The organism is Streptomyces spinosus (assembly GCF_020400655.1).
Lineage (GTDB): Bacteria > Actinomycetota > Actinomycetes > Streptomycetales > Streptomycetaceae > Streptomyces > Streptomyces argyrophylli.
In genome coordinates this window covers 250,353-274,287 of the sequence record NZ_JAINRC010000015.1, presented here as the reverse complement: position 1 = coordinate 274,287, position 23,935 = coordinate 250,353, and the positions used below count along the sequence as shown (strand labels likewise).

The 23,935-nt window shown below is 73.5% G+C and carries 20 protein-coding genes; 12 read left to right on the top strand and 8 right to left on the bottom strand.

The window, feature by feature from the left end; genetic code table 11:
- Positions 1-32 precede the first annotated feature (32 nt).
- The 5 genes from LG395_RS28535 to LG395_RS28515 all read right to left on the bottom strand — a co-directional run bounded on the left by LG395_RS28535 (position 33) and on the right by LG395_RS28515 (position 6,506).
- Positions 33-3,134 (bottom strand): efflux RND transporter permease subunit, encoded by a 3,102-nt coding sequence (locus tag LG395_RS28535; RefSeq protein ID WP_225811690.1) that lies wholly within the window; start codon positions 3,132-3,134, stop codon positions 33-35.
- Positions 3,135-3,266: 132 nt separating this feature from the next.
- A complete protein-coding gene (locus LG395_RS28530) occupies positions 3,267-3,947 on the bottom strand; it encodes a response regulator (protein ID WP_171157034.1) in 681 nt (226 codons plus the stop codon).
- A complete protein-coding gene (locus LG395_RS28525; RefSeq protein WP_225811689.1) occupies positions 3,944-5,179 on the bottom strand; it encodes a sensor histidine kinase in 1,236 nt (411 codons plus the stop codon). The genes LG395_RS28530 and LG395_RS28525 overlap by 4 nt, the downstream gene beginning before the upstream one ends.
- A gap of 223 nt (positions 5,180-5,402) precedes the next feature.
- Positions 5,403-5,681 (bottom strand): PspA-associated protein PspAA, encoded by a 279-nt coding sequence (gene pspAA / locus LG395_RS28520; RefSeq protein ID WP_225811688.1) that lies wholly within the window; start codon positions 5,679-5,681, stop codon positions 5,403-5,405.
- A 33-nt stretch (positions 5,682-5,714) separates the two neighbouring features.
- Positions 5,715-6,506 carry a PspA/IM30 family protein gene (locus tag LG395_RS28515; RefSeq protein ID WP_171157028.1) on the bottom strand — a complete coding sequence of 264 codons (792 nt, stop codon included), beginning with the start codon at positions 6,504-6,506 and terminating at the stop codon, positions 5,715-5,717.
- A gap of 254 nt (positions 6,507-6,760) precedes the next feature.
- Here LG395_RS28515 and LG395_RS28510 point away from each other — a divergent pair, with 254 nt between their 5' ends.
- The 3 genes from LG395_RS28510 (at position 6,761) to LG395_RS28500 (ending at position 9,311) form a co-directional block, all read left to right on the top strand.
- Complete coding sequence (locus LG395_RS28510; RefSeq protein ID WP_171157026.1) at positions 6,761-7,390, top strand: DUF3043 domain-containing protein; 630 nt, start codon at positions 6,761-6,763, stop codon at positions 7,388-7,390.
- Positions 7,391-7,473: 83 nt separating this feature from the next.
- Positions 7,474-8,175, top strand: coding sequence for a class I SAM-dependent methyltransferase (locus LG395_RS28505; RefSeq protein ID WP_171160076.1), 702 nt, complete (start codon positions 7,474-7,476; stop codon positions 8,173-8,175).
- Positions 8,176-8,231: 56 nt separating this feature from the next.
- Entirely contained in the window at positions 8,232-9,311 is a 1,080-nt protein-coding gene (locus LG395_RS28500; protein ID WP_225811687.1) for a S1C family serine protease, read from the top strand.
- Positions 9,312-9,347: 36 nt separating this feature from the next.
- Here the strand turns inward: LG395_RS28500 and LG395_RS28495 are convergent, their stop codons facing one another.
- Positions 9,348-9,557, bottom strand: a complete 210-nt coding sequence (locus LG395_RS28495) for a hypothetical protein (protein WP_030658323.1) — start codon at positions 9,555-9,557, stop codon at positions 9,348-9,350.
- A 127-nt stretch (positions 9,558-9,684) separates the two neighbouring features.
- Between LG395_RS28495 and LG395_RS28490 the strand changes: the two genes are divergently transcribed.
- Positions 9,685-10,887 carry a bifunctional adenosylcobinamide kinase/adenosylcobinamide-phosphate guanylyltransferase gene (locus LG395_RS28490; RefSeq protein WP_225811686.1) on the top strand — a complete coding sequence of 401 codons (1,203 nt, stop codon included), beginning with the start codon at positions 9,685-9,687 and terminating at the stop codon, positions 10,885-10,887.
- 65 nt (positions 10,888-10,952) lie between these two features.
- Here the strand turns inward: LG395_RS28490 and LG395_RS28485 are convergent, their stop codons facing one another.
- Positions 10,953-11,936, bottom strand: a complete 984-nt coding sequence (locus LG395_RS28485; protein WP_225811685.1) for a class I SAM-dependent methyltransferase — start codon at positions 11,934-11,936, stop codon at positions 10,953-10,955.
- A gap of 134 nt (positions 11,937-12,070) precedes the next feature.
- Between LG395_RS28485 and cobT the strand changes: the two genes are divergently transcribed.
- From cobT to LG395_RS28470, 3 genes are all read left to right on the top strand, one after another.
- Positions 12,071-13,204 (top strand): nicotinate-nucleotide--dimethylbenzimidazole phosphoribosyltransferase, encoded by a 1,134-nt coding sequence (cobT, locus tag LG395_RS28480; protein ID WP_225811684.1) that lies wholly within the window; start codon positions 12,071-12,073, stop codon positions 13,202-13,204.
- Between the two features lie 64 nt (positions 13,205-13,268).
- Positions 13,269-15,062, top strand: coding sequence for a phosphatidylglycerol lysyltransferase domain-containing protein (locus tag LG395_RS28475; protein WP_171157018.1), 1,794 nt, complete (start codon positions 13,269-13,271; stop codon positions 15,060-15,062).
- A gap of 70 nt (positions 15,063-15,132) precedes the next feature.
- On the top strand, positions 15,133-15,867 hold the full coding sequence (locus LG395_RS28470; RefSeq protein ID WP_225811701.1) for a hypothetical protein: 735 nt from the start codon (positions 15,133-15,135) through the stop codon (positions 15,865-15,867).
- On the opposite strand, the gene LG395_RS28465 is transcribed toward LG395_RS28470, so the two are convergent.
- Positions 15,807-16,571, bottom strand: a complete 765-nt coding sequence (locus LG395_RS28465; protein WP_171157016.1) for a hypothetical protein — start codon at positions 16,569-16,571, stop codon at positions 15,807-15,809. The two genes, LG395_RS28470 and LG395_RS28465, sit on opposite strands and share 61 nt — an antisense overlap.
- A 179-nt stretch (positions 16,572-16,750) precedes the next feature.
- Between LG395_RS28465 and LG395_RS28460 the strand changes: the two genes are divergently transcribed.
- From LG395_RS28460 to LG395_RS28440, 5 genes are all read left to right on the top strand, one after another.
- On the top strand, positions 16,751-17,566 hold the full coding sequence (locus tag LG395_RS28460; RefSeq protein WP_225811683.1) for an adenosylcobinamide-GDP ribazoletransferase: 816 nt from the start codon (positions 16,751-16,753) through the stop codon (positions 17,564-17,566).
- Positions 17,567-17,773: 207 nt separating this feature from the next.
- The gene (locus tag LG395_RS28455) at positions 17,774-19,327 is read left to right on the top strand and encodes a leucyl aminopeptidase (protein WP_171157013.1); all 1,554 of its coding nucleotides are present in this window, start codon (positions 17,774-17,776) and stop codon (positions 19,325-19,327) included.
- Positions 19,328-19,608: 281 nt separating this feature from the next.
- Positions 19,609-20,997 carry a dihydrolipoyl dehydrogenase gene (gene lpdA, locus LG395_RS28450; RefSeq protein WP_225811682.1) on the top strand — a complete coding sequence of 463 codons (1,389 nt, stop codon included), beginning with the start codon at positions 19,609-19,611 and terminating at the stop codon, positions 20,995-20,997.
- A gap of 61 nt (positions 20,998-21,058) precedes the next feature.
- Complete coding sequence (sucB, locus tag LG395_RS28445) at positions 21,059-22,885, top strand: 2-oxoglutarate dehydrogenase, E2 component, dihydrolipoamide succinyltransferase (protein ID WP_225811681.1); 1,827 nt, start codon at positions 21,059-21,061, stop codon at positions 22,883-22,885.
- A gap of 174 nt (positions 22,886-23,059) precedes the next feature.
- Entirely contained in the window at positions 23,060-23,683 is a 624-nt protein-coding gene (locus tag LG395_RS28440; protein WP_132783808.1) for a GntR family transcriptional regulator, read from the top strand.
- The last annotated feature ends 252 nt before the right edge of the window (positions 23,684-23,935 follow it).

Sequence of the window (23,935 nt, the reverse complement as noted above, 5' to 3'; positions counted from 1 at the left end):
TCCCCGAGGGGGCCCGGCCCTTCGTCATGCCGTCACACCCCGGCCGGCTCCGGCTCCCTCTCCGGTGCCGGCTGCCGCTTCGCCGCCCGCTTCCGCGCCCGGCGCTCCTTGCGGAGCTCCAGCATCGCGTAGAGCGTCGGGACCAGCAGGAGCGTCAGCAGGGTCGACGTGATCAGCCCGCCGATGACGACCACGGCGAGCGGCTGGGCGATGAAGCCGCCCTCGCCGGTGACGCCCAGCGCCATGGGGAGCAGGGCGAAGATCGTCGCCAGCGCCGTCATGAGGATGGGGCGGAGCCGGTGCCGGCCGCCCTCGATCACGGCCTCCACCACGCCGTGGCCCTGCGCCCGGTACTGGTTGATCAGGTCGATCAGCACGATCGCGTTGGTCACCACGATGCCGATCAGCATCAGCATGCCGATCATCGCGGGCACGCCCATCGGGGTGCCGGTGGCGACCAGCAGACCGATCGCGCCGGTCGCCGCGAACGGGACGGAGACCAGCAGGATCAGCGGCTGGGCGAGCGAGCGGAACGTCGCGACCAGCAGCATGAAGACGATCGCGATGGCGGCCAGCATGGCCAGGCCCAGGTTCTTGAACGCGTCGTCCTGGTCGGAGGAGACCCCGCCGATCTCGGCCGTGGCACCCGCCGGCAGCTTCAGGCCCTTGATCTTCGACTGGAGCCTGCTGCTGATCGCACCCGTGTCGTCACCCGTCGGCGTGGCCGTGATCGTGGCGGCGCGCTGCCCGTCGATGCGGGTCATGGACACCGGCCCGTCCACCAGCTTCACCGTGGCGATGTCACCGAGCTTCACCGGGCCGAGGCGCAGCGCCTTGAGCCGGGCGAGCGTGGTCGCGGGCTTCGCCGACCGCACGACGACGTCCCGCTCGGTGTCGTCGAGGACCGCCTTGGCCACCGTCGTACCGCGCACGGCCTGCGCCACCGCGGCGCCCAGCTTCTGGTCGTCGAACCCGGCCGCCGCCGCCTTGGCGTTGGCCCTGACCGAGACCCGCGGCACGCTCTGCGCGAGGTCGCTGGTGACGTCCGTGACGTGGTCGAGGCCGGCGACCGTGGAGCGGACCCGCTCGGCCGCCGTCCGCAGCACCTCGGGGTCGGACGCCTTGACCACCACGCTCAGGTTCTGGTCGCCGAAGCCGTCACCGCCCGACACCGTGGTCGTACCGGCGCCCTCGAGCTTCTTCAGGCCGTCCTCGAGCTGTGCGCGCACGTCGTCGTAGGACGCGGAGTCCTTCAGCATCACCTGGTACGACGCCTGGTTGGTGTCGGTGCCGCCGCCGAAGGCCGCCATGAAGCCGGAGGAGCCGACGGTGACCTGGTAGTCCTTCACGCCCTCGGTGGCGGCGAGCAGCTTCTCCACCCGCTTGGCCTGCGCGTTCGTGGCGGCGAGACTGGTGCCGGGCTTCAGCCGCTGCTTGACGGTGAGGACTTCCTGGTCGCCCTGGTCGAAGAAGTTCGTCTTCAGCAGGCCCGACATGCCGAACGTGACGACCAGGACGACGAGCGCGATGAGCACGCTGGTGAGCCTGCGGCGCGTCGCGAACCGCAGGACGGGGACGTACGCCCGCTGGAGGCGGCTGCCGGCCTCCTTCTCCTCGGCCTCGCGGCGGGCCTGAGCCGCGTCCTCGGGGGTGCCCTTGGGGGCGCGCAGGAACCAGTACGACAGGACGGGCACGACCGTCAGCGACACGAGCAGCGAGGCCAGCAGGGCCGCCGTCACCGTGAGGCTGAACGAGCCGAACAGGGCGCCCACCATGCCGCCGACCAGGTCGATCGGCAGGAACACCGCGACCGTGGTGAGGGTGGAGGAGGTGACCGCGCCGCCCACCTCGCGCACCGCCGTGAGGATCGCCTCCCTGCGCTCCTCGCCGTAGCCGAGGTGCCGCTTGATGTTCTCCAGGACCACGATCGAGTCGTCGACGACCCGGCCGATGGCGATGGTCAGGGCGCCGAGCGTGAGCATGTTCAGGGACAGGCCACGCGTCCACAGCACGATCAGGGCCAGCACCACCGACAGCGGGATGGAGACCGCCGTCACCAGCGTCGAGCGGACCGACGCGAGGAAGACCAGGATCACCAGGACCGCGAAGAGCAGGCCGAGCGCGCCCTCCGTGGTCAGGCCCTTGATGGACTTGGACACGGCCGGGCCCTGGTCGCTGACGACCGTGAGCTTCGCGCCGGCGCCGAGGGCCGCGCGCAGACCGGGCAGCTTGTCCTCGACCGCGTTCGAGATGGAGACCGCGCTGCCGTCGTGGTCCATGGTCACGTTGACGGCGAGGCTGGGCCGGCCGTCGGTGCGGGTGAGGGAGTCGGCCGGGGCCGGCCGCTCCTCGACCGTGGCCACGGCGCCGAGACGCACCGGCCGCGTCCCGCCCTCGCCGGTGACCATCAGGTCCTCGATCTGGCGCAGTGAGGTGAAGCCGCCGCCGACCCGGACGGTGCGGTTCGCGCCGTCCTCGTCGAAGGAGCCGGCCGGCACGGTGGCGCCGCCCGCCTGGAGGGCCTGGCCGAGCGCGGCCGGGGTGAGGCCGGCCCGGGCCAGCTTCGCGTCGTCCGGGGTGACGGTGACCTGGAGGTCGCGGACGCCGGTGACCTGGACGCGGCCGACGCCGTCGATGTCCTTCAGGGCCGGCACGACCGTCGTGTCGAGCTGGTCGGCGAGCGCCTGCTGGTCCTTGTCGGAGGTGACGGCGAGGACCACGGTCGGCATGTCGTCCGTGGAGCCGGAGACGACCTGCGGGTCGACGTCGTCCGGGAGCTGGTTGCGGGCCCGGTTCACGGCCTGCTGGACGTCGGAGACGATCCGCTTGGTGTCGTTGCCGTACTCGAAGGACGCCATGATCACGGCGTTGCCCTCACTGGCGGTGGAGGTGACACCGGTGACGCCGTCGACGCCTTGCAGGTTGTTCTCGACGGGTTCGACGACCTGCTTCTCGACCACGTCGGGCGAGGCGCCCTGGTACGGCGCGATCACCGACACCATGGGCAGTTCGATGGTGGGCAGGAGCTGCTGTTTGATCTGGGGTATCGCGATCAGCCCGAAGGCGAGCGCGATGAGGGACACGAGCCCCACGAGGGCGCGCTGGGCGAGGCTGAATCTGGACAGCCAGGACATGGATCAGGGTCTCTCTTCTGTGAGCGGCAGAAGTCTCCACCACCCTGGGCCATCCCGGAGGGCCGTTGTGTAGGCCCCAGGTCCCGTTCCCGCGGCGGCCCCTACTCCGCGCGCAGTAGACGCGGGTGGAGATCAGTCCGTCCTCGGACGTACCAGCCCCGACTCGTACGCGATGACGACGAGCTGGGCCCGGTCCCGCGCGCCCAGCTTGGCCATGGCCCGGTTGACGTGCGTCTTCACCGTCAGCGGGCTGACCGCCAGCCGCTCGGCGATCTCGTCGTTGGAGTGTCCGCCGGCGACCTGGACGAGGACTTCCCGCTCCCGGCCGGTGAGGGCGGCGAGCCGCTCGGAGCGGGCCGGGTCGGGGCCGTCGCCGTCGTCGCCCCGGGCGAGGAAGCGGGCGATCAGGCCCTTGGTGGCGGCGGGGGACAACAGGGCCTCGCCGCCGGCCGCGACCCGGATGGCGTTCAGCAGCTCCTCCGGTTCGCTGCCCTTGCCGAGGAAGCCGGAGGCGCCGGCGCGCAGCGCCTGGACGACGTAGTCGTCGACCTCGAAGGTGGTCAGGATGACCACGCGGACCGGCGCGAGGGACGGGTCGGCGCCGATCTGCCGGGTGGCGGCCAGGCCGTCGGTGCCGGGCATCCGGATGTCCATGAGGACGACGTCGGGGCCGTGCTCCTTCGCCAGCCGGACCGCCTCCGCACCGTCCGAGGCCTCCCCGACCACCTCCATGTCGGGCTCGGAGTCGACCAGCACCCGGAACGCGCTGCGCAGCAGTGCCTGGTCGTCGGCGAGCAGGACACGGATGGTCATACGGGTTCCCCCTGGGCCGTCGTCGTCTTGACGGGCAGGATCGCATGGACGCGGAAGCCGCCGCCGTAGCGGGGGCCGGTGGTCAGGGTGCCGCCCAGGGCGGTGACCCGCTCGCGCATGCCGAGCAGCCCGTGCCCGCCGCCGTCCTCGGACGCGTGGCCGGCTCCCGGGGTGCCGGGCGTGCCCGGGCCGTCGTCCAGGACGGTGACCTCGATGTTCGGACCGACGCGTACGACGCTCACCTCGGCGCCGGCGTCGGGGCCCGCGTGCTTGCGGACGTTGGTCAGCGCCTCCTGGACGATCCGGTACGCGGCCAGGTCGACGGCGGCGGGCAGTTCGGTGCCCTGGTCGGCGCGGGCCACGGACACCGGCAGCCCGGCGCTGCGGAAGGTGTCGGCCAGCTCCTCCAGGCGGCTCAGGCCCGGGGCGGGTTCGGTGGGGGCCTCGGGGTCACCGCTCTGGCGGAGCAGGCCGACGGTGGCGCGCAGTTCGTCGAGCGCGCTGCGGCTGGCCTGACGGACGTGCGCGAGGGCCTCCTTGGCCTGGTCGGGCCGCTTGTCCATGACGTGCGCGGCGACCCCGGCCTGCACGTTCACCAGGGCGATGTGGTGGGCGACGACGTCGTGCAGATCGCGGGCGATGCGCAGGCGCTCCTCGGCGACCCGGCGCCGGGCCTCCTCCTCCCGGGTGCGTTCGGCGCGCTCGGCGCGGTCCCGGATGGCCTGGACGACCGCGCGACGGCTGCGCACGGCGTCGCCGGCGGTGGCGCCGATGCCGGTCCAGGCAAGGACGCCGAGGTTCTCCTGGGCGTACCAGGGCAGCGGGCCGGCGAGCATGGCGGCGGCCGTCAGCACGGTCATGGTGAGCAGGCCGAGGCGCCAGGTGGTGGAGCGGTCGGTGGTCGCGGCGACGGTGAACAGGGCGATGACGGCGGACATCGCGACCGGGGCGCGGGGGTCGCCGGTGACGCACTCGACCAGGGACACGGTGCCGGTGACGGCGAGGACCGTCTTGGGCGCCCGGCGCCGGAAGACGAGTGCCGCCGAGCCGGCCAGCATGAGGAGGAGGCTGAGGACGGCGGGGGCGTGGACGTCCCAGGTGAGGCCGTGGTGGCCCTGGGGCGCGGCGAAGGAACCGGCGACCATGCAGGCCAGCACGCCGGCGGCGAGCGCAGCGTCCGCCGCCAGGGGGTGTGCCTTGAGGCCGCACCGGGCGCGTTCGAGAGTGCTCACGGTGTGCACAGTACGGGCCGGCCACCGACCACCGGCAGGGCGCCGACCACTCGGTGCACCCGGGAACCCCCCGAGGGGACGCGGGGAACCGCGCGACCGGTCACCCGCGACCCGCGGCCGCACGACATCCCGGTCCGCGAGGCGGGGCGTCGCCACGGAGCCCGGCCGGCCTCACGACGCCCCGGGTCACCAGGCACCCCGCCCCCGGGGGGACCGTCGGGGTTCAGCCGGGGATCAGCCCGTCGTCGCTCAGCATCTCCCGGACCTCGTCCAGCGTCGCGTCCGGCGACGGGAGGATCAGCTCCGAGGGTTCCAGCGCGTCGTCCGGCAGCGGCGTGCCGAGCCGGCGGACGGCGTCGAGGAGGGCGCCGAGCGTGCGACGGAAGCCCTCCTCGTCGCCGCTCTGCACCTCCTCCAGCAGGTCGTCGTCCAGCTTGTTCAGCTCGGCGACGTGGGAGTCGTCCAGCGTCACCTGGCCCTCCCCCATGATCCGTACGATCACGTCGGCCTCCTCGGCTAGGGCCCCGGCGCCGGGCTACTGCTTGTCGAAGCGCGGGGTGTCCTGCGGCTGCTGCTGGGACTGCCCCTGACCGGTGCCGCCCTCGATGGCCTGCTGCGGGGAGCCCCCGGCCAGCTCGGCCTTCATGCGCTGCAGTTCCAGCTCTACATCCGTACCACCGGAGAGCCGGTCCAGCTCGGCCTGGATGTCGTCCTTGTGCATGCCGGAGGGGTCGTCCAGGGCGCCCGAGGCGAGCAGTTCGTCGATGGCGCCGGCCCGCGCCTGGAGCTGGGCGGTCTTGTCCTCGGCGCGCTGGATGGCGAGGCCGACGTCGCCCATCTCCTCGGAGATGCCGGAGAAGGCCTCGCCGATGCGGGTCTGGGCCTGGGCCGCGGTGTAGGTGGCCTTGATGGTCTCCTTGCGCGTACGGAAGGCGTCCACCTTGGCCTGGAGGCGCTGGGCCGCCAGGGTGAGCTTCTCCTCCTCGCCCTGGAGGGTCGCGTGCTGGGTCTCGAGGTCCGTGACCTGCTGCTGGAGGGCGGCACGGCGGGACAGCGCCTCGCGGGCCAGGTCCTCGCGGCCGAGCGCGAGCGCCTTGCGGCCCTGGTCCTCCAGCTTGGAGGACTGCTGCTGCAACTGGTTGAGCTGGAGTTCCAGGCGCTTGCGGGACGTGGCCACGTCGGCGACGCCACGGCGGACCTTCTGGAGCAGCTCCAGCTGCTTCTGGTACGAGTAATCGAGGGTCTCGCGCGGGTCCTCGGCCCGGTCAAGGGCCTTGTTCGCCTTCGCGCGGAAGATCATCCCCATACGCTTCATGACACCGCTCATGGGCTTCGCGCGCCCCCTTCTGACGGACTCCAGCTCACAGATCCTGCGACAGGACCCACAGTACGGGCCCCGCTTCCATTACCGCACTGTTCGCGGGGTAATGCGCTCATCCCCGAGGACGACTGCGGACCGTTCCGCTCCGGCGTAGGGAGTAGGTGATCCACCCCGATGCCGCCGGAAGCCCTCTGTGTGTCCCCTCTGTCCCCCTAGAGACGTCCGGTGTTGCCGGATCGTTCCCCACCGGGCTGGGGTCCATGCCGGTGCAGCCCTTACCCTTGGGTTTTGTGTTCCGTAGCCGTGCCAAGGAAGAGAAGGCCCCGACCGCCGACAAGGCGCCGGTGACCCTCTCCAAGCAGCCCCGCGACCCGCAGGCCCCGAAGGGCAGGCCCACTCCCAAGCGCAGTGAGGCCCAGTCCCAGCGCCGCAGCGTCGCCCGTACGCCGACGAACCGCAAGGAGGCCGCGAAGCGCCAGCGCGAGGAGCGGCGCCAGGCCCTGGAGCGGCAGCGCCAGGCGCTGGCCAGCGGCGACGAGCGGTACCTGCCCGCCCGGGACAAGGGCCCGGTGCGCAAGTTCGCCCGGAACTGGGTGGACTCGCGGTTCAACGTGGCGGAGTTCTTCCTGCCGCTGGCGGTGGTCATCCTGGTGCTGAGCGTGGTGCGGGTGCCCGCGATCCAGAGCATCGCGCTGCTGCTGTGGCTGATCGTGATCGTGCTGATCGTGCTGGACGCGGCGGTCAGCGGCTTCCGGCTGAAGAAGCGGCTCCAGGAGCGCTTCCCGGGCGAGAACACGCGCGGCGCGGTCGCCTACGCCCTGATGCGGTCCCTGCAGATGCGCCGGCTCCGGCTGCCGAAGCCGCAGGTCAAGCGCGGAGAGCGGCCCTGAGCGCTGACGCTTTCACCGGGGGCGCGGCCGATGCCTGGCTGAACGGCCTGGGCGGCCTGCGGGACGTCGTGCGCCAGGAGCTGGTGGCCCGGCAGCTGGACGAGCAGATAGCCGGACGGTTCCCGGTCGGGCAGCGGCTGCGGGTGCTCGACGTGGGCATGGGCCAGGGCACGCAGGCGCTGCGGCTGGCCCGGCTCGGCCACCACGTGACCGGGGTCGAGCAGGACGCGACGATGATCGCCGCCGCGCGCGACGCCGTGGCCCGGGAGCCGGAGGGCATCCGGGAGCGGGTGCGGCTGGTGCAGGGCGACGGCCGGGACACCGGTGTGCACTTCCTGCCGGGCAGCTTCGACGTGGTGCTGTGCCACGGCGTGCTGATGTACGTGGAGGAGCCGGACCCGCTGGTGGCGGGGCTGGCCCGGGTGCTGGCGCCCGGCGGCCTCCTCTCCCTCCTGGTCCGCAACGGCGACGCGCTCGCCGTGCGCCCGGGGCTGTCCGGGGACTGGTCGTCGGCCCTGGCCGCCTTCGACACCACCTCATATCGCAACCGCCTCGGCCTGGAGGTGAGGGCCGACCGGCTCGCGGCCCTCACCGCCACGCTCGACGGCATCGCCGCCCCGCTGCACGCCTGGTACGGCGTCCGGGTCTTCACGGACACGGCGGCGAACGACGCGGCGCTCCCGGACGACCTGGAGACCCTGCTCGCGGTCGAGGAGCGGGCCGGGCGCACGGACCCCTACCGCGGGGTGGCGGCGCTGCTGCACCTGTGCGGGGTACGCGGCTGAGCACGTTCGGGGGAACAGCGCGGGACGGTTGATCACCGCGCGGTGAGACTCGGGACATGGACCCTTCCCGTACCCGCGCGCCCCGGCTCCGAGGAGCCGTCCCGGCCGCCGCGCTGGTGTGCTGCGCGGCCCTCGCCGCCGGCTGCACCGCCCCCGCCGCCCAGACCGGACGGGACACCGCGGCGGCCACCCGGGCGGCCCTGCCGGCGGCCGCGAACGACCTGCAGAGCCAGTACCAGAAGGTGATCCGAGAGGTCCTGCCGTCGGTCGTGCAGATCCAGGCGAGCCGGGACCTGGGCTCCGGGGTGGTGTACGACGACAAGGGCCACATCGTCACCAACGCGCACGTGGTGGGGTCGGAGAAGACCTTCCAGGTGACCACGGCCAACAGCGAGGAACCGCTCACCGCCAGCCTGGTCTACTCCTACCCCGAGCAGGATCTCGCCGTGGTCCGGCTGGACCGGGTGCCGGGCGGGCTGAAGCCGGCGGTGTTCGGGGACTCCGAGAAGGTGCAGGTCGGCCAGATCGTGCTGGCCATGGGGTCACCGCTCGGGTTGTCGTCCAGTGTGACCCAGGGCATCGTCTCGGCGACCGGACGGACCGTCAGCGAGGGCGACTCGGGCGGCGGTACGGGCGCGACGATCGCGAACATGGTGCAGACCTCGGCCGCGATCAACCCCGGCAACAGCGGCGGCGCCCTGGTGGACCTCGCGGGGCAGGTGATCGGCATCCCGACGCTCGCGGCGGCCGACCCGACCTTCGGCAACGGCGCGGCGCCCGGCATCGGGTTCGCGATCCCGGCGTCGATGGTGCGGACGGTCGCCGGCCAGATCGTCCGGGAGGGGAAGGTCGTCGAGTCCGGGCGGGCGGCCCTCGACATCACCGCGCGGACGGTCGTGAACGACCGCTACGAGCCGATCGGGGTGGCGGTGGTCACCGCCCGCGCCGGCGGCGCGGCCGACCGGGCGGGCCTGCGCGCCGGCGACATCATCACCGCGGTGGGCGACCGGCCCGTCACCACCATCACCTCACTGGCCGAGGCGCTGGCGGACGACAAGCCGGGCCGGCGCACCACGGTCACCTACGAGCGGGACGGCACCCAGAGGACGGTCGAGGTGACGCTGGGCGGGCAGTGAGGAGGGTGAACCCTCCTCACCCCGTTCACGGCCGGGTCACGCGTCGGCGTGCAGGCTCATCGGGCCGTAGATCTCGGCCGTCTCCTCGAACAGCCGCACCTGGTCGGCCCCGCCCTCCAGCAGCGCCTTCCAGTGCTCCCCGATCCAGGACTCGGCATCCCCCTGCGTGGTGAACTCCTCGGGCTGCACCGCCGGCTGGACCTCCGTCCCGTCGGCCTTCTCGAACCGCCACGTCCATGCCGTCATCTGGGCCTCCTTTGATCCAACACCTGCCCCCGCAGCGTATGCGCTCCGCCGGGCCGGCCGTTAGAGGCGGCGGATCATCCGGGTGGCCGGTCGCGCGGGACGTCGGGGGGCAGGCGAAAATCGGTCCGTGGAAGTAACTCTGCTCGGTACCGGTGCCCCGGCGGGACTGCCTCGCCCCGACTGTTCCTGTGCCGTGTGCGCGACCGCGCTCGGTCCGGACGCGCGGGCCGCGACGGCGGCGCTCGTGGACGGGACGCTGCTGCTGGACCTGACGCCGGGCGCGGCGTTCGCGGCGGCCCGCGCCGGGCAGTCGCTGGGCGGGGTGCGGCAGGTGCTGCTGTCGCACCCGCACGACGGCCCGGCGGTGGAGGTCCCGGCCGGGCTGCCGCAGCCCGGCCGGGTGCCGGACGGGCGGGAGTTGGCGCTGCTGACGGGCCATCGGGTGCGGGCCGTGGCGATGGACGCGGGCGGTACCGGGTACGCGGTGACCGGGCCGGACGGGCAGCGGCTGCTGTACCTGCCGCCGGGCGGGGCGCCGGCGGGGCTGGAGGGGGCGACGGCGGAGTCGTACGACATGCTCCTCGCGGACGTCGTGGGCCGGCCCGACGTGCTCGCCCGGCTCCGCGCGGTCGGCTCGGTCGGCCCCACGACGGATGTGCTCGCCGTCCACCTGGACCACGACGTTCCGCCCGGCGCGGAGTTGCGGCGCCGGCTCGCGGCGGCGGGGGCGCGGGCGGTGCCGGACGGTACGACGCTGGTGGTGGGGGCCTACGAGGAGGTGCCGGACGTGCCGCGGCGGACGCTGGTGCTGGGCGGGGCCCGCTCGGGCAAGTCGGTGGAGGCGGAGCGGCGGCTGGAGACGTTCCCGGAGGTGCTGTACGTGGCGACGGGCGGCACGCGGGGCGGGGACACCGAGTGGGCGGCCCGGGTGGCCGTGCACCGGGAGCGGCGGCCGGGGTCGTGGCGTACGGCGGAGACGACGGACCTGGTGCCGGTGCTGGCGCAGGACGGGCCGCCGGTGCTGATCGACTGCCTGTCGCTGTGGCTGACGGACGTGATGGATTCCGTGGGGGCGTGGGACGACGCGGAGTGGGCGGGCGGGGGTGAGAAGGCGCTGCGGCAGCGGGTGCGGGAGCTGACGTCCGCGGTGCGGGGCACCCGGCGGACCGTGGTGGCGGTGTCCAACGAGGTCGGCTCCGGGATCGTCCCGGCGACGGCTTCCGGCCGCCGCTACCGGGACGAACTGGGCCGGCTGAACGCGGCGTTCGCGAGCGAGTGCGAGCAGGTCCTGCTGGTGGTGGCGGGCCAGGCGCTGGTGCTCCGGGGGTGACGGGGCGCCCGGTGCCGCGGCCGGGCGCGCGCGACGACGCGCCCGCGGCCGGCTCCGGTGCCCGGCTACCCCGCGTCCTTCCGCGCCACCACCCGGTAGGCGTTGGAGAAGCGGGTGCGGCGGACCAGCGGAGCGCACCCGCGGTCCAGGGCCGAGGCCAGGGACTGGACGGGGATCGCCGCCAGTTGGACGACGGGGTGGGCCTGGGCCACGGCGAGGGCCACGGCCGCCGAGAGGTCGTACGGCACGTGCGGGGTCGTGCGGTCCGTGACCAGGACGGTGCAGCCCAGGGAGCGCAGTTCCGCGCGGAGGTTGGCGAGCGGCACGAGGTGCAGATGGCGCGGCTGGCCGTACGGCAGCCACCACCGGCCCAGCAGCGTGGCGAACAGGCAGCGCGGGTCGGGGACTTCGACGACCAGGTGGCCGCCGCGCCGCAGCACGGTGAGCGCGGCGCGCAGTTCGGCCCGTGGGTCGGGGGCCTGCTGGAGGTGGTGGAACATGGTGACGACGTCGTAGCGGGCGCGCAGGCGGGCCGTCATGCCGGGGGTCGTGAGGTAGCCGCGGTGCGCCTCCTCCACGCGCCCCTCCAGCAGTGCCTGCTCCACCCGGGCCGTCGGGTCCAGCCCGTCGAAGCTGGTGTAGGGGAAGAACTCCTTCGCCGCCTCGGGGAACCGGGCGTGGCCGGTGCCGACGTCGAGCCAGCTCTCCGGTTCCCGCAGCTCGGACAGCCGCCAGGCGGTGGTGCGGTGCCGGCGGCGCGCCGCCCGGTCGGGCACGATCCGCGCGGCGAACTCCTCCAGGTGCCTTTCGTAGAAGTCGCGGTGGAAGAAGGCGAGCCCCTCCGCGCTGAGCCGGGGGTTCTGGAAGGCGTGGCCGCAGTCCCGGCACGCGTCGAGGACGAACCCGCCCGACCGGTGCCGCAGCGGGTCGGGCGCGCGCAGCCGGGTGCGCAGGCGGGGGGAGCCGCACCAGGGGCAGTCCGCGCGGCGGGGCTCCTGGAAGGGGTCGTGGGGGGTGGTGATCTGCGGGGTGAGGGGCGAGGTCGGCATGGGCGTGCTCCCTGTGCGACATTCCGCGGCAAAGCGGAACGTATGGGATCGCGCTTCGGGGTGCAAAGACGTCGCAGGGGTGTGGTGGCGATGTGGCGCGGGCGCGTTCGCCCGCTGGCGGTACTGTTCGGCGAATGAGCAGCCTTAATCTGGACGATTTCACCGATCTGATCGAGCGCCCGGACGGGGGCGTACGCCGTGACGCCGAGGCCCGGCGGGAGCGTCAGATCGTGCCGGCGGGAGCGCTGGGCCGCCTGGACGAGCTGGGCGAGTGGCTGGCCGCCGCGCGCGGCACCGTGCCGGTGCGGCCGGTCGAGCGGCCCCGGGTGGTGCTGTTCGCCGGCGACCACGGGGTCGCGGAACTCGGCGTGTCGGCGCGGCCCGCGGGCGGTGCGGAGCAGCTGGTGCGGGCGGTGCTGGAGGGCGCGAGCCCGGTGGCCGTGCTCGCGCGCCGGCTCGAGGTGCCCGTACGGGTGGTGGACATGGCCCTGGACTGCGACCCGGCCGCCTTCCCCGCGGACGTGGTGCGGCACCGGGTGCGGCGGGGCAGCGGCCGTATCGACGTCGAGGACGCGCTCACCCTCCAGGAGGCCGAGGCCGCGCTGCGGGCGGGGGTCGCGGTCGCCGACGAGGAGGCCGACTCGGGGACCGATCTGGTGGTGCTCGGCGATGTCAGCGTGGGCGGGACCACGGTGGCGGCCGTGCTGGTCGCCGCGCTGTGCGGGACCGACGCGTCCGTGGTGACCGGGCGGGGCGGCGAGGCGATCGACGACCTGGCGTGGATGCGCAAGTGCGCGGCGGTCCGGGACGCGCTGCGGCGGGCCCGGCCGGTGCTCGGGGACCAGTTGCAGCTGCTGGCGACCGTGGGCGGGGCGGACCTGGCGGCGATGACCGGGTTCCTGCTGCAGTGCGCGGTGCGGAAGCTGCCGGTGATCCTCGACGGGGTCGTGGCCGCCGCCTGCGCGCTGGTCGCGCAGCGGGTCGCGTTCCGGGCGCCCGACTGGTGGCTGGCCGGGCACGACAGCGGGGAGCCGGGACAGGCGAAGGCGCTGGACCGGATGGCCCTGGAACCGCTGCTGGAGCAGGGCGTGCGGGTCGGCGAGGGCGTCGGCGCGCTGCTGGCGCTGCCGCTGGTACGGTCCGCCGCCGCGCTGGCGGCGGAGCTTCCGGAGCGGCCGGAGGCGGAGAAGGAGCCGGACGCGGAGAAGGAGCCGGCGGAGGAGGGGGAGAGGGCGCAGAGGGAGCCGGTGGAGAAGACGGATATGTGAGCCCGATGCCACCGACGGACTGAAAGGTGTGGTTCGCCGGAGCCGCACCCATATGATCCTGGACATGGGAGATGTCCGGATTGCCGGTGAGCAGCGAGCCGAGGCGCCGCGGACGGGGCGGGCGCGGCGGTCCACCGGGGCCTCCCGGCGGGCCGCCGCGTTCGCCGTCTGGTACCTGCGGACCGTCGCCTTCATCAACTTCCTCAGCGCGGTGTGGGTCTCGCTCGGCCAGGACGTGCGCCGGCACAACCAGGACGACTTCTTCACGCCGTACCTGCTGACGGCCGGCTTCGCCTCCGGTGTGTTCACCGCCTTCCTCGCGATCACCATGCGGCGCCGCAAGCGGGCGGCGTGGATCCTCAACCTGGTGATGAGCGGGCTGTTCCTGGCGCTGTTCGCGTTCGCCATGGCGTTCCCGGAGATCCGCCGGTACCCGCAGAACTGGGTCTCCCTCGCCCTGACCGCCGCCTTCGTCGGCGCGCTGCTCGCCGGCCGCCGGGAGTTCTACGCCAAGGGCGACCGGTCCAACCCCCGGCTCGCGGCCACGGTGGCCGTCGGCGGCGGGCTGGTGGCGAGCCTGCTGGCCGGGCTGCTGGTGACGGTCACGAACCAGGCGCCGGACGCGGCCCGGTCCTCGTTCCCGGAACGCTGGCACTACGGCGCCCTGCGTCTGGTGTCGGTGGCGGCCGAGGAGTCCCACTTCCCCGGGATCGACCCGCCCAACTGGGCCAACGTGGCCATCAACGTGCTCAGTACGGCCCTGGTGCTCGCCGTGTTCTACGCCGCCTTCCGGTCCCGGCGGGCCGTCGACCCGCTCACCGAGGACGACGAGAAGCGGCTGCGCGAACTGCTGGAGCGGCACGGCGACCGCGACTCGCTCGGCTACTTCGCGCTGCGCCGGGAGAAGAGTGTGGTGTGGTCGCCGACCGGGAAGGCCGCCGTCGCCTACCGGGTGGTCGGCGGGGTGAGTCTCGCGTCCGGGGACCCGATCGGGGACCCCGAGGCGTGGCCGGGGGCGATCGCCCCGTGGCTCGCCCAGGCGCGGGCGCACGGCTGGATCCCGGCCGTCATGGGGGCGGGCGAGGAGGCCGGGACGGTCTACTGCCGGCACGGCCTGGGCGCGCTGGAACTCGGGGACGAGGCGGTCGTGGAGGTCGCCGAGTTCACGCTGGAGGGCCGGGCGATGCGCACCGTCCGGCAGGCGTACAACCGGGTGAGGCGGGCCGGGTACCGGGTGCGGATCCGCCGGCACGAGGACATCCCGGCCCACGAGATGGCCCATCTCGTGGAGCGTGCCGACGACTGGCGGGACGGTGCCACCGAACGCGGCTTCAGCATGGCGCTCGGCCGGCTCGGGGACCCCGGGGACGGCCGGTGCGTGATGCTGGAGTGCACGGACGCCGAGGGACGGCTGCGGGCCTTGCTGTCCTTCGTGCCGTGGGGGCCGCACGGGCTCTCCCTGGACCTGATGCGGCGGGACCGGGACTCCGACAACGGCCTGATGGAGTTCATGGTCATCGAGCTGCTGCGGCGGGCCGAGGAGATCGGGATCACGCAGGTCTCACTCAACTTCGCGATGTTCAGATCGGTCTTCGAACGTGGCGCGCGCCTCGGTGCCGGACCGGTGCTGAGGCTGTGGCGGTCGCTGCTCAGCTTCTTCTCGCGCTGGTGGCAGATCGAGTCGCTGTACCGCGCCAACGCCAAGTACCGGCCCATCTGGGAGCCGCGGTTCCTGCTCTTCGAGAAGAGCGCGGACCTGCCGCGCATCGGCCTCGCGTCGGCACGCGCGGAGGGGTTCCTGGAGGCGCCGGGTCTTCCCAAGTGGCTGCACCGCAGGCACCTGGGAACGCACCGATGAGACACGTACGACGGGGGAACGCTCGATGGCCACGACGCTCGGCGGGGGAACGTTCGAGGAGGGGCGTCCGATGAGGACGCCGGCCGGCTGGGCCCGTGCCGAGTGGGGGCCGCTGTACGCCGCCGTGCGCGGGCCGCTGCGGCGCCGGGGCCCGGCGGCGGCCCCGTTGACGGTCGCGGCGGTGGGTCTGACGGCGCTCCTGCAGTACGTGCAGAACCAGCCGTGGGGGTACCGGCTGGTGCAGGACCTGGGTGCCGTACGGGCCGACGACCCGCTGTGGCTCGCCCTGCTGCGCACTCCCCTGTCGCTGTTCGTGCCCGCGCTGGACCTGCCGGTGTGGGGGGCGCTGGCGCAGATCCTGCTGGTCTTCGGGATCGCCGAGCTGTGCCTGGGCTGGAAGCGGACGCTGACCATCGCCTACGTCGCCACGCTCGCCGGAACCCTGTACGCGCGCCTCGGCATCACCCTGGGCGCGCACGCCCCGTTCGGGCTGCCGTGGACCGACGGGCAGGTGGTGGACACCGGCCCCTCGGCGGCCGTCGTGGGGCTCGCGGTGTTCGTCTGCTGGCGGTACGGCGCCTATGTGACGGCGGGCGCGGTGACGCTGGCGATGGTCTTCGAGGTGCTGCTCAAGGAGAACCTGGCGGGCAAGGAGCACCTGGCCGCGCTGATGGCGGTGGGCCTGCTGTGCCTGCTGGCGGCGGCACGGCAGCGCGGCACGGTCCCGGCCGGTCGCGCCCGTGGTCAGCGGTGGCCGGGCAGGCGCGCCGGGCGGGGGTCGGGCTTGCCGCCGATCCAGTCCTGAACGGCACGGCTCGGCCGCGCCCAGCGGCGGTCGTGCCGGTAGGCGCGCAGGGCGGCCCTGGCGCGGGCGCGGGGGCGGCGGCCGTAGAAGCGGCGGGCCCACGGGGAGCCGGGGCGGGCGAGCCGGACCGCGCCGACGAGCGCGACCAGCGGCACGATCACCCCGAAGAGCGCGGTGCGGGCCTTGCCCTTGTGCAGGGCGACGAGGGAGAGGAGGAAGTTCGCGACGATGTTGGAGATGGCCGTGCCGCGGTCGGCCAGCTCCTGCCGGGAGAGGTCGTTGACGCCGAACGGGACGAAGCCGGCGAGCAGCAGGCCGACCAGGGCGGCGGTCAGCACGACGACCTCGACGCTCTTGCGGCCCTCCTCGGTCCAGTAGACGTCGTCCAGGTGCACGATCAGCGCGAACTCGTCCAGGACCAGGCCCGCGCCCATGCCGAACAGCACGGCCGAGACGATCCCGCCGACGCCGTGGCGGTCGCTGGCCACCGCCCCGAAGCCGCCGACGACGGTGAGGACGACGCCGGGGACGACGTGGTGGATGTGCAGCCCGCCGGCCCGGACGTCGCCGAACGGTCCCCGGCCCGCCCGGATCAGCCGGGTGATGACCCGGGTCACGACGAAGGTCAGCACGAAGGCGGCGAGGGCCAGCAGCAACGGAAGCTTTCCCGGCTCGACGATGTTCCGCACCCACCAGTGCCCCATGTGCGCACTTTATCCCTCCGGGGGCCGGGGGGAGGGAGGCGCTGTCCCTGCGCACGGGGCCGGGGCCGCCGCCGGGTGGCGCTCGGGGCACAGCGGCGCAGCCACCGGGCGCGAGCCACGGGGACCAGCCGCCGAACCGGGCCGGGCCGGTCAGGGCGGGCGGCGGGTACCCTGCGCCGGTGGTCTCGTCCTCCTCCCCCACCTCCCCGGCTTCTTCGTCCTGCCTGCGGGACGGACTCCGGTTCGCCTTCGGCACGCTCACCGTGCTGCCCGTGCGGGTGCACCGCTGGGACCGGGGGGCCGCGCGCGGAGGCATGGTGTGCGCCCCGGTGGCCGGGCTGGTCGTCGGCGGGTGCGCGGCCGGCCTCGGCCTGCTGCTGCTCCTCCTCGGCGCCGGGCCGCTGCTCGCCGCCGTCGCCTCGGTCGCCGTACCGGCCGCGCTGACCCGCGGGCTGCATCTCGACGGGCTCGCCGACACCGCCGACGGGCTGGGCAGCGGCAAACCCGCCGAGGACGCCCTGCGGATCATGAAGCAGTCGGACATCGGACCGTTCGGGGTGCTCACCCTCGTCCTGGTGCTGCTCGCCCAGGTCGCCGTACTGGCGCAGCTCTACGGCGGCTCCTGGGCCCGGGGTGCCCTGGCGGCCGTGGTGTCCGCGGTCGCGGCCCGGCTGGCGCTCACCCTGGCCGCCCGCGCCGGGGTGCCGGCGGCCCGACCGGAGGGGCTCGGGGCGGCGGTGGCCGGGGTGGTACCGAAGGGCACGGCACTGGCCGTGGCGCTCACCGTCGTGGCGGCGGCCGGCGCGGCGGGCGCCGGCCTGGGCGGGTACGACGCCGCGCGCACCGCCCTCGCGGTGGCCACCGCCGTCGCCGCCGCCGACCTGCTGCTGCGCAGGTGTGTCAGCAGGTTCGGCGGGGTCACCGGCGACGTGTTCGGCGCGGTCGCGGAGACGGCCGCGGTCACCGCACTCGTGGTGCTGGCGCTGGGCCGTTAGCGCCCCGCGGCCCGGGGCCGTGCGTCCCGCGCCCCTTCGGGGCACGTCGGCAACGGGCGTAGTCTCATCACGGGTGTTCGCCGACAGGGTGAAGGCCCCGGTTGCCACCAGTGCCCAGCCCTGGGCCTAGGGTCGGCTCTCGGGCCCGGTCGACCCACCCCATATCGGCCACAGCGAACTTCACATCGGAAGCGAGATTTCACCACCGTGACTGCTCTGACTCTCAGCACCGCCGCGGCGCCCGGCCTGCGGGCCGACGCGATCGTGATCGGTGTCGCCAAGGGCGCCCAGGGGCCCGTCGTCGCGCCGGGCGCCGAGGCCGTGGACAAGGCGTACGACGGCAAGCTGGCCGGCGTCCTGGAGACCCTCGGCGCCTCGGGTGCCGAGGGCGAGCTGACGAAGCTGCCCGCGCCGGCCGGCTTCAAGGCCCCGCTCGTGGTGGCGGTGGGCCTGGGCGCGCAGCCCGACGGCAAGGACGGCGAGGACGGCGGCGCCGGCTACGACGCCGAGGCGCTGCGCAAGGCCGCCGGTGTGGCCGCCCGCGCGCTCGCCGGGTCGAGGAAGGCCGCGTTCGCGCTGCCGGTGGACAGCCCCGGCGCGATCGGCGCGATCGGCGAGGGCGTCCTGCTCGGCGCCTACTCCTTCGACGCCTACAAGGGCGACGCCCAAAACGGCGGCAACGGCAGGGCCGGGAACGGCAGGGCGCCGCTGGCCGAGGCCGCGCTGCTCGGCGGCAAGCCGCGCGACGCCGCGCACAAGGGCGCGGTCGCCCGCGCGGTCGCGGTCTGCGAGGAGCTGAACCGCGCCCGCGACCTGATCAACACCCCGCCGAACGACCTCACCCCCGCCGCCTTCGCCGGCATCGCGCAGGCCGCGGCCAAGGAGCACGGCATCAAGGTGCAGGTGCTCGACGAGAAGGCCCTGGTCAAGGGCGGCTACGGCGGCATCCTCGGCGTCGGCGGCGGCTCCGCGGCCGCTCCCCGCCTGGTGAAGCTGTCGTACACGCACCCGAAGGCGGAGAAGCACCTGGCCTTCGTCGGCAAGGGCATCACCTACGACTCGGGCGGCATCTCGCTGAAGCCGGCCGGGCACAACGAGACGATGAAGTGCGACATGAGCGGTGCCGCCGCCGTGTTCGCCGCGGTCGTGGCCGCCGCGCGCCTCGGTCTGCAGGTCAACGTCACCGGCTGGCTGGCGCTGGCCGAGAACATGCCGTCCGGCTCCGCCGTGCGCCCGGGTGACGTGCTGCGCATGTACAGCGGCAAGACGGTCGAGGTGCTCAACACCGACGCCGAGGGCCGGCTGGTGCTCGGCGACGCGCTGTGGGCGGCCTCGCAGGAAAACCCGGACGCGATCGTGGACGTGGCCACGCTGACCGGCGCGATGATGCTGGCGCTGGGCAGCCGGACCTTCGGTGTGATGGCCAACGACGACGCGTTCCGCTCCGCGGTGCACGAGGCGGCGGAGGAGGTCGGCGAGCCGGCCTGGCCGATGCCGCTGCCGGAGCACCTGCGCAAGGGCATGGAGTCGTCCGTGGCCGACATCGCGAACATGGGCGAGCGGATGGGCGGCGGCCTCGTCGCCGGGCTCTTCCTGCGCGAGTTCGTCGGCGAGGGGATCTCGTGGGCGCACCTCGACATCGCCGGGCCGGCGTTCAACGAGGGCGGCCCCTTCGGGTACACGCCGAAGGGTGGTACGGGCACGGCGGTGCGTACGCTGGTCCGTCTCGCGGAGCTGACCGCCGCGGGTGACCTGGGCTGAGCCGCCTGACGACCCGGTCGGGTCCGTAGTACGGCGTCCGCGGGGGCGTGGGGACTGTTCGCGCAGTTCCCCGCGCCCCCGCCCGCGCGCCCCTGGTCCGCCGGGGAACGTGGGACGTCTCACACACCGGCCCCGCGTCTCGATCGCCTCCGACAAGTGCGAAGATGGAGCCCGGCAGGACAGGGCCCCCACCGAAGGGCCGAAGCATCAAGCGGCCGGACACCAGCCGCCCGCCGGTCAGTGACGACCGGCGCAAGGCGCACATGCATGGAGGACGTGACGTGGCGAACGACGCCAGCACCGTTTTCGACCTAGTGATCCTCGGCGGTGGTAGCGGTGGTTACGCCGCGGCCCTGCGCGGGGCGCAGCTGGGCCTGGACGTCGCCCTGATCGAGAAGGACAAGGTCGGCGGCACCTGCCTGCACCGGGGTTGCATCCCCACCAAGGCCCTGCTGCACGCGGGCGAGATCGCCGACCAGGCCCGCGAGAGCGAGCAGTTCGGCGTGAAGGCCACCTTCGAGGGCATCGACGTCCCGGCCGTCCACAAGTACAAGGACGACGTGATCTCGGGCCTGTACAAGGGTCTGCAGGGACTCATCGCGTCCCGGAAGGTGACGTACATCGAGGGTGAGGGCCGGCTGTCCTCCCCCACCTCCGTGGACGTCAACGGCCGGCGCGTCCAGGGCCGTCACGTGCTGCTGGCGACCGGCTCCGTGCCGAAGTCGCTGCCGGGCCTGGAGATCGACGGCGACCGCGTCATCTCCTCCGACCACGCCCTCGTCCTGGACCGCGTGCCGAAGTCCGCGATCATCCTGGGCGGCGGTGTCATCGGCGTCGAGTTCGCCTCGGCGTGGAAGTCCTTCGGCTCGGACGTCACGATCATCGAAGGCCTGAAGCACCTCGTCCCGGTCGAGGACGAGAACAGCTCGAAGCTCCTCGAGCGCGCGTTCCGCAAGCGCGGCATCAAGTTCAACCTGGGCACCTTCTTCCAGAAGGCCGAGTACACCCAGGACGGCGTGAAGGTCACCCTGGCCGACGGCAAGGAGTTCGAGGCCGAGGTCCTGCTGGTGGCCGTCGGCCGCGGCCCGGTCTCGCAGGGCCTGGGCTACGAGGAGGCCGGGGTCGCCATGGACCGCGGCTACGTCCTCGTCGACGAGTACATGCGCACCAACGTCCCGACGATCTCCGCCGTCGGTGACCTCGTCCCGACGCTCCAGCTCGCGCACGTCGGCTTCGCCGAGGGCATCCTGGTGGCGGAGCGCCTGGCCGGTCTGAAGGTCGTCCCGGTCGACTACGACGGTGTTCCCCGGGTGACGTACTGCCACCCGGAGGTCGCCTCCGTCGGTATCACCGAGGCCAAGGCCAAGGAGATCTACGGCGCGGACAAGGTCGTCGCTCTGAAGTACAACCTGGCGGGCAACGGGAAGAGCAAGATCCTGAAGACCGCGGGCGAGATCAAGCTCGTCCAGGTCAAGGACGGTGCCGTCGTCGGCGTCCACATGGTCGGCGACCGCATGGGCGAGCAGGTCGGCGAGGCCCAGCTGATCTACAACTGGGAGGCGCTGCCGGCCGAGGTCGCCCAGCTCATCCACGCCCACCCGACGCAGAACGAGGCGCTCGGCGAGGCCCACCTGGCCCTGGCCGGCAAGCCGCTGCACTCCCACGACTGAGCCTTCGGTCAACGGGCGCGACGACACAGACTTCCGCAATTCGTTAGGAGCAACCGAAACCATGGCGGTTTCCGTAACCCTTCCGGCGCTCGGTGAGAGCGTCACCGAGGGCACTGTCACCCGCTGGCTGAAGGCCGAGGGCGAACGCGTCGAGGCCGACGAGCCGCTGCTCGAGGTCTCGACCGACAAGGTCGACACCGAGATCCCGGCCCCGGCCTCCGGCGTGCTGGCCTCCATCAAGGTCGCCGAGGACGAGACGGTCGAGGTCGGCGCCGAGCTGGCCCTGATCGACGACGGCACGGGTGCCCCGGCCGCCGCCCCTGCCCCCGCCGCCGCCGAGGCCCCCGCCCCGGCTCCGGCCGCCGAGCCCGCCCCGGCCCCGGCCGCCGAGGCCCCGGCCGCTCCGGCTCCGGCCCCCGCCGCCGAGGCCGCCCCGGCCGCCCCTGCCGGTGGCGCCGAGGGCACCGACGTGGTCCTGCCCGCGCTCGGTGAGTCCGTCACCGAGGGCACCGTCACCCGCTGGCTGAAGTCGGTCGGCGACAGCGTCGAGGCCGACGAGCCGCTGCTCGAGGTCTCCACGGACAAGGTCGACACCGAGATCCCGGCGCCCACCTCCGGTGTGCTGCTGGAGATCGTGGTCGGCGAGGACGAGACCGCCGAGGTCGGCGCCAAGCTCGCCGTCATCGGCGCCCCGGGTGCCGCCCCGGCCGCCGCCCCGGCGCCCGCCGCACCGGCCCCGGCGCCCGCCGCCGCTGCCCCGGCCCCCGCGCCGGCTCCGGCTGCCGCTCCGGCCCCCGCGCCCGCCGCCGCTCCGGCCCCGGCTCCCGCCGCCCCGGCGCCCGCTGCTCCGGCCCCGGCCCCGGCCGCCGCTGCCCCGGCCCCCGCGCCGGCGCCCGCCCCGGCTCCGGTGACCCCGGCCACCGCGCCGACCTCCCCGACCGCCACCCAGGCGACGGACGAGGGCGCGTACGTCACCCCGCTGGTGCGCAAGCTCGCCGCCGAGAACGGCGTCGACCTGGCCACCGTCAAGGGCACCGGCGTCGGCGGCCGCATCCGCAAGCAGGACGTCATCGCCGCCGCCGAGGCCGCGAAGGCCGCGGCCGCCCCGGCTCCGGCCGCTGCCGCCGCCCCGGCCGCCAGGAAGGCCCCGGCGCTGGAGGTCTCCCCCCTCCGTGGCCAGACCGTCAAGATGCCGCGCATCCGCAAGGTCATCGGCGACAACATGGTCAAGGCGCTGCACGAGCAGGCCCAGCTGTCGTCGGTCGTCGAGGTCGACGTCACCCGCCTGATGAAGCTGCGCGCCAAGGCGAAGGACTCCTTCGCGGCCCGCGAGGGCGTCAAGCTCTCCCCGATGCCGTTCTTCGTCAAGGCCGCCGCGCAGGCGCTGAAGGCCCACCCGGTCATCAACGCCAGGATCAACGAGGCCGAGGGGACCATCACCTACTTCGACACCGAGAACATCGGTATCGCGGTGGACTCCGAGAAGGGCCTGATGACCCCGGTCATCAAGAACGCCGGCGACCTCAACATCGCGGGCATCGCCAAGGCCACGGCGGAGCTGGCGGGCAAGGTCCGGGCCAGCAAGATCACCCCGGACGAGCTGTCCGGCGCGACCTTCACCATCTCCAACACCGGTTCGCGCGGCGCGCTGTTCGACACGATCATCGTGCCGCCGGGCCAGGTCGCGATCCTCGGCATCGGTGCCACGGTCAAGCGTCCGGCCGTCATCGAGACCGAGGAGGGCACGGTCATCGGCGTCCGCGACATGACCTACCTGACCCTCTCCTACGACCACCGCCTGGTCGACGGCGCCGACGCGGCCCGTTACCTGACGGCGGTCAAGGCGATCCTGGAGGCGGGCGAGTTCGAGGTCGAGCTCGGCCTGTAAGGCTTGTCCTCCCCGAACACCCCGCCCGGAGCCTCTCCGGGCGGGGTGTTCGCGTTTGTCGGCATACGGAGCGTGTAAGCCTCGTCTCACCTGCACCAAAGCACCCCCACGCGCCCTACCCGCGGAGCGGACCGGCCGTATTGTCTAAACGTCAGCCCTCCCTAAGGAGCCCTCATGACCGCGCCCGTCGTCCACTCGCTGCGCGAGCAGATCCGCGAGCACATCGTGGAGGGGATCGTCAGCGGGCGCTGGCAGCCGGGCGAGCGCATCGTGGAGCGCCGGATCGCCACCGAGCTGGAGGTCAGCCAGACCCCGGTCCGCGAGGCCCTGCGCGAGCTGGAGTCCCTGCGCCTGATCGAGTCGGCCCCCAACAAGGGCGTCCGGGTACGGAACCTCACGGCGGCGGACCTGGAGGAGAGCTACCCGGTCCGGGCCGGTCTGGAGGCCATCGCGGCGGAGCTGGCGGCCGACCGCCTCGCTGAGGACTGCTCGGCACTGGAGCCGCACGTCCTGGCGCTGTACGAGGCCGACCGGGAGGCGGACGGCACGGCGCAGGTGCGGCACACGGTCGGCTTCCACCGGGAGCTGGTCCGCGCGGCCCGCAACTCGGTGCTGCTGCACACCTGGGAGGGCCTCGGCATCGAGGTGTTCACGGCGCTGTCGATCCGCTGGCTGGGCACGGTCCAGCAGTCCTATGCCGAGGAGCACGAGGAGTTGGTCCAGGCGTTCAAGCGCCGGGACCCCCGGATCGCCGAGCTGGTGAAGGCCCATGTGCTGGGGTGCGCCCCGCGCGCCTGACCCAGTCGAGCATCCCTACGCTCACCTGCGAAAACAAGGCATATTAGCGTCACCGGGTGCCATGACCGAAGGCACCGCGTGCCGACTTTCTCCAAATCAAGAGGTTTTGGCCCTCAACCCTTTGATCGATCATCGATCAGGGAGTTACAGTCACCGACGGACGCGCGACGGAGTCGCACAACGACGCCGCCTTCGAGGTCCGCCTGCCCTGTCCTGCCAAAGACCAAGGGCACCCCCGAACCCTTACCGATG